This is a genomic window from Virgibacillus chiguensis (assembly GCF_900129865.1).
Classification (GTDB): domain Bacteria; phylum Bacillota; class Bacilli; order Bacillales; family Amphibacillaceae; genus Virgibacillus; species Virgibacillus chiguensis.
This window is the reverse complement of record NZ_FQXD01000020.1, coordinates 52,573-61,899: the sequence shown is the minus strand read 5'-3', so window position 1 is coordinate 61,899 and position 9,327 is coordinate 52,573. Positions and strand designations below refer to the sequence as shown.

Genomic DNA, 9,327 nt, shown 5'->3' with positions numbered 1-9,327 from the left:
AACTCCTAAAACGCAATATCTATCCATCCATTATTAGGATATTTATCCCTTTTGTCAATTTGTTTAGCAATCGCTAACGCCGCTCCTGCTGCCCAAGCTAATTTATGAGCTCCCAAAGCTTTTAATCGGCTTACGACTGTTTTCGTGAAAACTCTTTGAGCTTCTTTTTTACCTTTACTTAGACGAATGAAAAAATAAATGCGTGGTTACGAACTAACAACTCCCAAAACAGATGGATCCATCCGCTTAATAAGCATGGAACAATCCGTTATGGACATGCTACGAAAAGTCGTTCAAGAAAACGATAAACATAAAATGCAATATAGAACTTTAATTGAAGGCTATCACGCCAAAGATTTTGTATTCGCAAGAGCAAACGGGTTTCCTTTTGTTACAAAGACAATTTTAACTAGAATGAATCGTCTCATGCGAAAAACAAGTATAAAAAAGTATGCTACACCTCACATTTTAGACATACTCATATTAGTATGCTAGCCGAAGCTGGTGTTGATATTATTACAATCATGAAGCGCGTTGGCCATGAAGATATTGATACTACTATGCAGATTTACACACATGTTACGGATAAAATGAAAAAGGATGCAACCGAAAAGATATCTAATCTTTACGGAAACATCCTTGAAAAAACAACTTTTTAAAAAATGTGAGGTTTTTGTGAGATTTTCTCCAAATATCACCTAACCAACACTTATAACCCTTGATGCATCAGAGGTTACGGGCGATGATTTACATCATGCCGCCATAATTGACACCATTTCTTCAAATTACTTCTCACTTCTTTTCACCTAAAAAATGCAGCTTATAAAATAAAAACAAGATTATTTTTTCCTCGGATTTCACTCTGTTATTTTTTTCAGTTATTTTTATGTTATTTTTTAAAAAATAACATCTTTAAATACTAAGAGTTATTTTGTTCAACTTCTCCATATAAACTATTCAGGAATTCGTCAATGTTATTAGCTAAAAAATACATATTACTCATATCATCAGGATTTTCTGGTTCCTGCTCATGATCCCAGAAATAAATTTTTTCATAATACGGTTGCTTAGTGCCTAAGCATATAGCATTACCTGCTGGGTCATCTCCAATTGGAATAAATCCTGCCGGTAACCTTCCGTCCATTATATCTATAAAATCAGCCAGATTATCATACATATTACCGATTCCGTAAAATACATTTAATACACTTCTGCCTTGTTCGTCCGATATAGTAAATAAGTTAGGAGCTACTTTTCCACCATTCCATTTTAATAAAAACTTCTTATATAATTTGGTAAGTTTAATTATATTCAATTTCAAATCTCTCTATTTGTTCTAACGAAAGATTTTTATGTGAACCAAAAATTTCCACCATATATACCCTCCTAATTATTTTCTATTAACGACGCTAATTCCACCGGCATGAGTAAATTCCCTATGAATTTTTTTGTCAACAAGAATCATTGTTCTTCCGTCTTGATGGTGATGCCAAGTATAACCTTCAGGCGTTTCGTATAAAGAAGCGACCGGTGGATCAGAATCTTTGCTTAATCCCGCTTTTATATTAGAGTTTTTATAATCTTCTTCATCTATTTTTACAGTTCCACCCTAATCAATAATTACGCTTTGTTGCTGAAAAGTGGAAAATAAGGTAGAGCTATAAAAACGGACCAAAAATTTAGTATTTATATCCTTATGTACTGCTGTCATTTTTAATATAATTTGGCGTAGTTAGCAAGTTTTTTGTCGTCATTTACTAGTTACAAAGCATCGTTGGAGAGCTACTATTAAACTGTACTGTTAGAAAAGCAGAACACACTTAAACTTATAATGTAAATAGGTAAAGGAGGACCATATGTATGACGTTATATACCTTTGACCGTATAAAAATTCCTGCAGGATTTTGGATAGGATTACGTCAATTGGGAATAGCCGCGCATGACGTAGTTCAAAAAGCACAATTGCCAATCTCCATTGTTTCTGATCCAGTTGTCACCACAGCCCAATATTTTGCGATCTGGCAAGCTTATTCCGACCTCATTAATAACACTGCTACAGGAATCATCAAGCTTGCAACATCCTTTGAAACAGATCATTTCCCTCCGACTGTCTTAGCAACTTACCACGATCATGACTACCGTGATGCTTTAAAGCGAATGGCCAGGTACAAGCAACTTTGTCCGCCTGAAAGCTTACATATCAACGAGGAAGGTGAACACTGTACAATAGAAATAAAAACATTGCATAGTGAACAACCCGGTCTTCCCCTACTAATTGGTATTACGTTGGCATTTCTTCTCGAACTAGGGCGTCGTGGCACAGGTCAACCTTTGACAGCAAAGTGCGTAGAATTTTCTACCCATTCCATTGGCGACCTACAGATACTTGAAGATTACTTCGGCTGCCAAATTCAGATCGACACAAATTGTAACAGGTTGACTATACATCGAACAGATCTAGATCGTCCCTTTGTCTCGTACAATGCAGAATTGTTAGAGATACTGACTCCCGTACTGGAACAGTCGTTGAATGAGCACCCACGCAGCTCTTCAATTACCGAAACCGTCAAGTGGATCATGAAAAGTAGCTTAACAGGAGGTCGCCCTGATATTCAGACTATTGCGAGCGAGTTAGGGATAAGTGATCGTACCTTGCAGCGTCGGCTTACTGAAGAAGGCACAAGCTTCAAGCATTTGTTAGTAAAAGTTCGACATGAACAGGCAAGAGAGTATCTGGCAGACCCGTCGCTTGATATTAAAGAGATCGCATTTTTGATTGGATATGAAGACCAAAGCTCATTCTACCGCGCCTTTCACCTATGGGAAGGTGCTACGCCTTTAAAGTGGCGTACGGAACATCTCTGTGCAAACTTGATAAATTGACTAGTTTGCTTTTCGACACTGCTGTATCAGTAGCATAACTTAATAAGAACTGTAAAAGAAAAGGAATATTTTTCAAACCAAAAGGAGCAATATATTATGGATATGGAATTAAAAAATAAAACAGCTTTAGTCACTGGTTCAACAAGAGGGATTGGAAAAGCAATTGCCATTGAACTTGCAAAAGAAGGTGTTCATGTACTAATTAATGGACGAAATTACGAAGAGGTAGAACGAACCGTAAATGAAATGAAGATAGAGTTCCCTGATAGCTTCCCTCAAAATGCTACTGCCGATATTGGAGATAATCAACAAAGGGAAGCATTATTTAAAAAACATCCCCAAATTGATATTTTAGTCAACAATGTGGGTATTTATGAAATTATGAAATATGAAGACGTTGACGATGAAGTATGGGAAAAGTATATCCGTACTAATGTGCTTGCCGCAAATGGATTATCTAAATTTTACTTACCTAAAATGATAAAAAATAATTTTGGCCGAATTATCTTTATTGCGAGTGAAGAAGCAATTATGCCATCAGGACAAATGCCTCAATATTGTATGACAAAATCAATGCTATTATCATTGTCAAAAAGCCTATCTAAATTAACAATAGAAAAAGAAGTTACAGTCAATACGATCTTGCCGGGACCATCGCTCTCTGAAAATGTGCATCAAATAATTGAGGAGATGTACCCAAATGAAGAAATGACTTTTTCAGCAAAAGAGAAAGAATTTATGACTACAAATCTACCTCAATCAGAAATTCAACGATTTATCAAGCCAACTGAGATAGGTAGATTAACTACCTTTATATGTAGCCCTTATGCTTCCGCTTTTAAAGGTTCTCCGATTCGTATGGATGGAGGCATGGTACCTACTATTTTCTAGCACTTTTTCTTTCAATAAACAAATCTTCATTAAAGATTAAGAGCAGGCGCTTTCTTTTTGCAAAACGCTGATTGCTGAAGATCACTTTTTCCTATTTAAGCGAACTGCACACTATTAATTATTATAAAACCTACTATTTTTACTCGTGGTTTTGTATGTTCCATTTATAAAAAGAGTTGAAACTAATGAAAGTGTCCAAGTTGAATTAAAATTACCAAACCTAGCTAAAATGTCTTATGTTGCTTTTTCATAAGCCCCCAAATCAAGTTGGACACTAAGAGTACAAATTAATATAATACAAAATGTCAGGGAGGCAACCAACATGAAGATCAAAAAACTGGAGAAGAGTATATTTATGATTCAACAGAATTAAATGCTTCGGTTTTGCCAGCGGTTCCTGTAGTGGTAGCTTTTATTGCAAGATTAGGTGTTAAGCAGGCTATTAAATATTTTGGGAAAAGGACCTTAAGAAATGTTGCACTTAATATGGCTAAATACTAAATCCCAGAGTCCTGTATGGAAGAAATTGAGACCATACAAAGGTAAAACTAAAACTTCCGGATCTGAAAAAAAGAAACGGTATTATCAGTGGGGTCATACCCATAATGATATTGAAGTATACGATAGCAATTATAAACACTTAGGAAGCAAGGATCCTTTGACTGGTGAAATGTATAAAGGTCCAGTAAAGGGGAGAAGGCTCAAGTTTTAAAATAGGAGATAGTAACGATGCAGATAAAAAAAATTAGAGGTTGGAAGAGAAGAGTAAAACAGCTTGGGGGATGGAAAAAAGATAGTATTACACTTGATATTAACTCTTTAAAAGAGTATGGCGTTGAATATAGAAAAATATTTAACTTTGACGAACGATATTTTATCCCGAATTGGTTTAAACACAAAATTGTTTCAAGTTTTATTGATGTTTTTAAACATTGGAAAGCCCAAGCAAAAGATGAGTTTGAAAGCTTCTACATACGCTTAGATATAAATCAAACTGATATTTTTGACTCTGAAATTATGATTGTTATTGGGGACGCAATTAAAGAATATAAAAGCAAATGGGAAAAAGTTGAAAAACACATTCCAAAGCCAGATTGGGTAATTGAATTTTGTAAAAAAGAGTGGATCCCTTACTACCAATGCTCAGTCTGGTTAGAAGATGAAATAAACTCATTATCTGACACAGATAAAAGCAAATTAATGGAGCAATTAGTAAAAGTAAATAAAATTAATGATATTTCTGAGGAAGAAATACAAGAGTATACTATTATAGATTCTATAGTATGGTGTATAGAGTATGAAAACAAACCATCTATAATGCTTTGAACTCAAAGTAATTTTCAGATCGATACATTACCTTACAATAAACCACCTTCCGTAACTCATTTCAATTATAGTTACAGGAGGTGGTTTTGTTGTGGAAAGAATAATACCAGGACATTTGGTTGGTGTTAAATCATGAGGAGAGGCTATTACGTATATAACGTCTTTTTAATTCTAAATATTTGTTGTAATTTTCCAATTAAAATGTTAGATTATTGATAATAGAATTAATTGGAGGAAAAATTATGAAAAAAATTTTTTTGGTCTTTTTTTATTTTTATTGCTGAGTATTTTTAACGTAACCGTCTATGCTGATGAAATTGGTAGTGAAGAAGAAAAAGATTTCCTTTACGAGGGTTTAAAACCCGGTGAAACAGTTGTGGATTTTTATTATGAACCAGTATCAGAAGATGAATTAATTTACGAAAATGAAGTACTTCCAAAAGAAGCGCTTACTGAGAATGAATCTATTGAAGGTGAATCTGTGTCACCAATGAGCAGGAGAAAAAAATGGTACCTTAAAGGTGGTAAGAAATATGTTGGTCTGAGTTACGGATCATGGAGATACGCAGGAGCTTCAACAATCAGTGGTGGCGTGTTACATGCATCTCACTCATCAACTGTTGCTAATTCATATTCTGGATCATTAAATGTTACGAAGAGGGATTTAAATGCTTATATAGGATTCAACACTACTAAGTCTTGGTCGAAAACAGTTAGTTATTCAAGCCCCTCATATCCATCTGGTAGGTACAGATTACAATACAGACACGTTTACAAAAAGTATAAAGTAAAACAAGTTCAAGCTTATCATCCTAGAGGTAGGGTGTATGCAACTAAGTATGTATATCCTAAAAGATGGATTGAACGAAATTATAGAGTAGTGAAATTTTAATGCTAGGAGAATTTTATGAACAAAAAAATTATAGGGTCCATTTTCATTCTAATTTCTACAATTCTATATTGTACTCGATACATTAGCGCAGCAATTTCAGGAGCAAACGCTAAAAGTTGGTCTAAAGAAGAATTTATGGCGCATTTATCATATGTACCAAGTAGTTTAATGATACTAAGTATTATTGCTATGATTATAGGGTTAATTTACTTTATTACGGGGCTAATAGATTTAAAGAAACAGTATAATGCAACTAATAAGAATGTAGAAAGCTAGATAAATTTATATTCATAATCGAGTAGGAGGGGGCGGCTAACCCCCGACCTCTCACACCACCGTACGTACGGTTCCGTAGCCAACTACTAAATATCTATTTAGCTTTGCGATTCTATCCTGCATATTCATAGACTTCTTTCTTGAAGTTAGTTATCTGACACGCTGTTTAAAGCGTTTGATACTTTCTTTAGAAACCCGAATCTTTGGGTTTTCTTTATGGAATGTGAAAAAAATTCCTAGGAATTTTCGCTTCCATGGGCCAACAATTAAAGACTGCCTTATGGCAACTATTTATGGTATTCTTACAGTGTATGATAAACTTACACGGGCAATATTTATTCCTACGTTAACCTTTTATAACTTATTTTTGACTACCCATCCAACTACCCCGGCTGTTGAAGCGGTGATGACTGCAGCCGCACCAGCGCCCCAAGGCCCTGCAGCAGCAATTTTCTTTACATGCCAACCAACGTACCCTGCAGCAAATGCGCCAGCTACTATAGCATTCATTGCTCTAACTTTTGGCCCTAACTTCAAGTAAAAGCCTACAAAGCCTTGAATTTGTTGCTCTTGTTTTTCTTCGTTAAAAGATAAATCATCTGAATTAATTGAAGCCATTAATTCAGCATCATTTTCTGAAATTCCAATATCCATAAGAGTTTCTTTATCGGCATTAAAATCAACAGTACCATCTGTATTTTCTTCAAAATAAGTAGACAGTTTTTCTGCCATTTGGACCTGATTCTTATCTACAATAACATATGTGCCATAATTCCAATCAATTGGTTTTTCATTTACACCATAATTAACTTCGCTAGCATGACTACTTATTGGAAAAGAAAGAACTAAAACAACAGCAACAACGCATAATACAGAAAAGAATTTTTTAAGCACATGAACCCTCCTAATTAATTTTTAACACAGAAGTATGTACATGGTGTTACACTTATTATAATATTAAGAATAATAAAAAAGGGGGTGGTAAAAATGTATTTACTTTTATTTACCATAATTTATTGTGTTATAACACAGACTTTGAATATTTCTTATGAATATGCTATGGGAATTTATATAATAGGTTTAAGCCTTGTAAAAGGGTTTTTTAGCGAGGAAATAAAGGATATTTTTAATTTCCAAAAAGCAAAGAAATTATACGAAAAGAACGGATTTAATAAATCTTTAATGGAACTTTTATCTTTAATATTAATATTTGTTAATTCTTATTTAATTGATTATAAGCCCTTCCATCTTTTCGAATTTATTTATATATTTTTTCTTATTGCAATTATATATCGTTTTTTATTTTGGGGTACAACACAAACACTTAAGAAGTTAACTTATAAGTAAGTTTAAAATGAGAAAGGGAAGTTTCCACATGCTCCTGCCAAAAAAGGGATCTCTGGTTGCTAGATGCCACTCTACAATTACGAATAGAAATTTTGTTTTTTAAACGACCACCTGCTAAAAGCAGGTGGATTTAGACATAATGTCGACGACTAAAGTCGTTTCGCAGGCTAAAGTTCTGCTCAAAGGCCTTAGCTGAAGCATTTTCAAAGCTAGACTAAACTCATTCTTCTATTCTAAATATTTCGTCCTTACCTTCATTGATGATTTGCTATATAATTTCTTATTATTTCTTCCGTTACCGTTTCTACGGTGGCACAAAAATATCCTCTTGCCCACAGGTGTTGCTCCCAATATCTTTTTTTTAGTTCTGGAAACTCATCCTGCAATAATTTCGATGATCTTCCTTTTAGATACTGCAATATTTTACTTGGAGCAATACTTGGAGGACAAGATAATAATAAATGCATGTGATCTTTTCCAACACTTCCTTGCAATATGGTAATTCCTCTGGCTTCACAACCTTGTCTTATCAAATCACGCACTCTCACCGCTATGTGCCCGCCCAAAACCTTATATCTATACTTTGTCACCCATATGACATGATATTTGATATCATACACAGCATGACTAATTTTTCTATATCCTTCCATACTTTCACCTCTTCACTTCGTATGGACAAAAAGGATAAGACTAAAAGCGAATACCGTCTAAAGACGATGGAGTTAAACCACGCATTTGTAGGTTAAAAGCTTCAAGAATTATAAGATACAAGCAAACCAGGTCTTCCGATACACCATAAAAATGGACATGATTAAGCGCAACCCGATGGATTTTGTCACGTTGCCGAAACCAAAACATGAGATAGAATATAATGCGGAACTGGAAGGAAAGAAGCATTACTATACCCGTGAAGAGCTCAGGAACTTTTTAGAGTCGATTCAGGAGGGTGACATGGCTTATACCATGTTTCGTTGCTCGCCTTCACAGGAGCACACAAGGGAGAACCATATGCCCTGCATTGGTCCGACGTGGACTTCCAATTAAAAGTTCACGAATTCCGGCATACACATGCCAGTTTGTTGTTTGCAGCCGTGGCTTTAAAGATGTACAATCTCGACTCGGCCACACCGATATTCAAACCACGATGGATATTTACACGCATGTGACCGATGAAGCGAAAGAGAAAACAGCGGAGATGTTCCAGAAGTACATGACTTTTTAGCTCGGGGTAATCAATTCCAAATTAGAATATAAAAACCCTCTCTGCTTCATTAGAGCAAAGAGGGCAAAACCTTGGTATATCAATGTTCCTATTAACGTTTTGAGAACTGTGGTGCACGACGTGCTTTTTTAAGACCGTATTTATAACGTTCTTTCATACGAGCATCACGAGTTAGGTAACCCTCTGATTTTAGAGCGCTACGATACTCAGGATCAGCTTCTAGCAATGCACGTGCAACTCCGTGACGGATAGCTCCTGCTTGACCAGTGAAGCCACCACCATGAACGTTGACAATAATGTCATATGTTCCTTGTGTTTCTGTTGCTACAAGTGGTTGGTTTAAAATTAACAACTGTGTTTCATATGGGAAATAATCAGCTGCATTACGACCGTTAATTGTAATGTTGCCCGTACCAGGTACTAAACGTACGCGCGCAGTTGATTTTTTACGACGACCTGTGCCATAGTATTGTACTTGTGCCAAAATGAT

Annotated in this window: 12 protein-coding genes and 1 pseudogene; 8 read left to right on the top strand and 5 right to left on the bottom strand. The window is 35.2% G+C overall.

The annotated features are described in order from the left end of the window. Positions 1-488: 488 nt before the first annotated feature. Positions 489-659, top strand: a complete 171-nt coding sequence (locus tag BUB45_RS20510; protein WP_244527759.1) for a tyrosine-type recombinase/integrase — start codon at positions 489-491, stop codon at positions 657-659. Positions 660-919: 260 nt separating this feature from the next. On the opposite strand, the gene BUB45_RS17195 is transcribed toward BUB45_RS20510, so the two are convergent. Together BUB45_RS17195 and BUB45_RS17190 are read right to left on the bottom strand one after the other, a co-directional pair. Next, on the bottom strand, positions 920-1,315 hold the full coding sequence (locus BUB45_RS17195) for an SMI1/KNR4 family protein (protein ID WP_342068365.1): 396 nt from the start codon (positions 1,313-1,315) through the stop codon (positions 920-922). Positions 1,316-1,390: 75 nt separating this feature from the next. Next, positions 1,391-1,564, bottom strand: coding sequence for an HNH endonuclease (locus BUB45_RS17190; RefSeq protein WP_244527760.1), 174 nt, complete (start codon positions 1,562-1,564; stop codon positions 1,391-1,393). 296 nt (positions 1,565-1,860) lie between these two features. Here BUB45_RS17190 and BUB45_RS17185 point away from each other — a divergent pair, with 296 nt between their 5' ends. The 6 genes and pseudogenes from BUB45_RS17185 to BUB45_RS20265 all read left to right on the top strand — a co-directional run bounded on the left by BUB45_RS17185 (position 1,861) and on the right by BUB45_RS20265 (position 6,268). Next, a complete protein-coding gene (locus BUB45_RS17185) occupies positions 1,861-2,883 on the top strand; it encodes an AraC family transcriptional regulator (RefSeq protein WP_073012675.1) in 1,023 nt (340 codons plus the stop codon). Between the two features lie 96 nt (positions 2,884-2,979). Further along, on the top strand, positions 2,980-3,774 hold the full coding sequence (locus BUB45_RS17180) for an SDR family NAD(P)-dependent oxidoreductase (protein WP_073012672.1): 795 nt from the start codon (positions 2,980-2,982) through the stop codon (positions 3,772-3,774). A 327-nt stretch (positions 3,775-4,101) separates the two neighbouring features. Next, positions 4,102-4,486 (top strand): annotated as a pseudogene (locus tag BUB45_RS20505) (SAR2788 family putative toxin); the annotation flags it as partial. Between the two features lie 17 nt (positions 4,487-4,503). Further along, a complete protein-coding gene (locus BUB45_RS17170) occupies positions 4,504-5,100 on the top strand; it encodes a hypothetical protein (RefSeq protein WP_084723781.1) in 597 nt (198 codons plus the stop codon). A gap of 277 nt (positions 5,101-5,377) precedes the next feature. Further along, the gene (locus BUB45_RS17165) at positions 5,378-5,992 is read left to right on the top strand and encodes a hypothetical protein (protein ID WP_073012667.1); all 615 of its coding nucleotides are present in this window, start codon (positions 5,378-5,380) and stop codon (positions 5,990-5,992) included. Between the two features lie 135 nt (positions 5,993-6,127). Next, a complete protein-coding gene (locus tag BUB45_RS20265; protein ID WP_212590790.1) occupies positions 6,128-6,268 on the top strand; it encodes a hypothetical protein in 141 nt (46 codons plus the stop codon). A gap of 354 nt (positions 6,269-6,622) precedes the next feature. Here BUB45_RS20265 and BUB45_RS17150 read toward each other — a convergent pair whose 3' ends face one another. Continuing rightward, the gene (locus BUB45_RS17150) at positions 6,623-7,162 is read right to left on the bottom strand and encodes a hypothetical protein (RefSeq protein ID WP_084723779.1); all 540 of its coding nucleotides are present in this window, start codon (positions 7,160-7,162) and stop codon (positions 6,623-6,625) included. A gap of 93 nt (positions 7,163-7,255) precedes the next feature. On the opposite strand from BUB45_RS17150, the gene BUB45_RS17145 reads away from it, so the two are divergent. Next, positions 7,256-7,615 carry a hypothetical protein gene (locus BUB45_RS17145; protein ID WP_073012662.1) on the top strand — a complete coding sequence of 120 codons (360 nt, stop codon included), beginning with the start codon at positions 7,256-7,258 and terminating at the stop codon, positions 7,613-7,615. A gap of 254 nt (positions 7,616-7,869) precedes the next feature. Here BUB45_RS17145 and tnpA read toward each other — a convergent pair whose 3' ends face one another. Next, a complete protein-coding gene (gene tnpA / locus BUB45_RS17140; RefSeq protein ID WP_073012659.1) occupies positions 7,870-8,265 on the bottom strand; it encodes an IS200/IS605 family transposase in 396 nt (131 codons plus the stop codon). A 663-nt stretch (positions 8,266-8,928) separates the two neighbouring features. After that, on the bottom strand, positions 8,929-9,321 hold the full coding sequence (gene rpsI, locus BUB45_RS17130; RefSeq protein ID WP_073012653.1) for a 30S ribosomal protein S9: 393 nt from the start codon (positions 9,319-9,321) through the stop codon (positions 8,929-8,931). Positions 9,322-9,327 lie beyond the last annotated feature (6 nt).

Excerpts from the sequence above, each read along its gene's own strand:
- BUB45_RS20510 (WP_244527759.1), top strand. The coding sequence starts at position 489 with ATGCTAGCCGAAGCTGGTGTTGATATTATTACAATCATGAAGCGCGTT.
- BUB45_RS17170 (WP_084723781.1), top strand. The coding sequence starts at position 4,504 with ATGCAGATAAAAAAAATTAGAGGTTGGAAGAGAAGAGTAAAACAGCTT.
- BUB45_RS17145 (WP_073012662.1), top strand. The coding sequence starts at position 7,256 with ATGTATTTACTTTTATTTACCATAATTTATTGTGTTATAACACAGACT.
- tnpA (WP_073012659.1), bottom strand. The coding sequence starts at position 8,265 with ATGGAAGGATATAGAAAAATTAGTCATGCTGTGTATGATATCAAATAT.
- BUB45_RS20265 (WP_212590790.1), top strand. The coding sequence starts at position 6,128 with ATGGCGCATTTATCATATGTACCAAGTAGTTTAATGATACTAAGTATT.
- BUB45_RS17180 (WP_073012672.1), top strand. The coding sequence starts at position 2,980 with ATGGATATGGAATTAAAAAATAAAACAGCTTTAGTCACTGGTTCAACA.
- BUB45_RS17185 (WP_073012675.1), top strand. The coding sequence starts at position 1,861 with ATGACGTTATATACCTTTGACCGTATAAAAATTCCTGCAGGATTTTGG.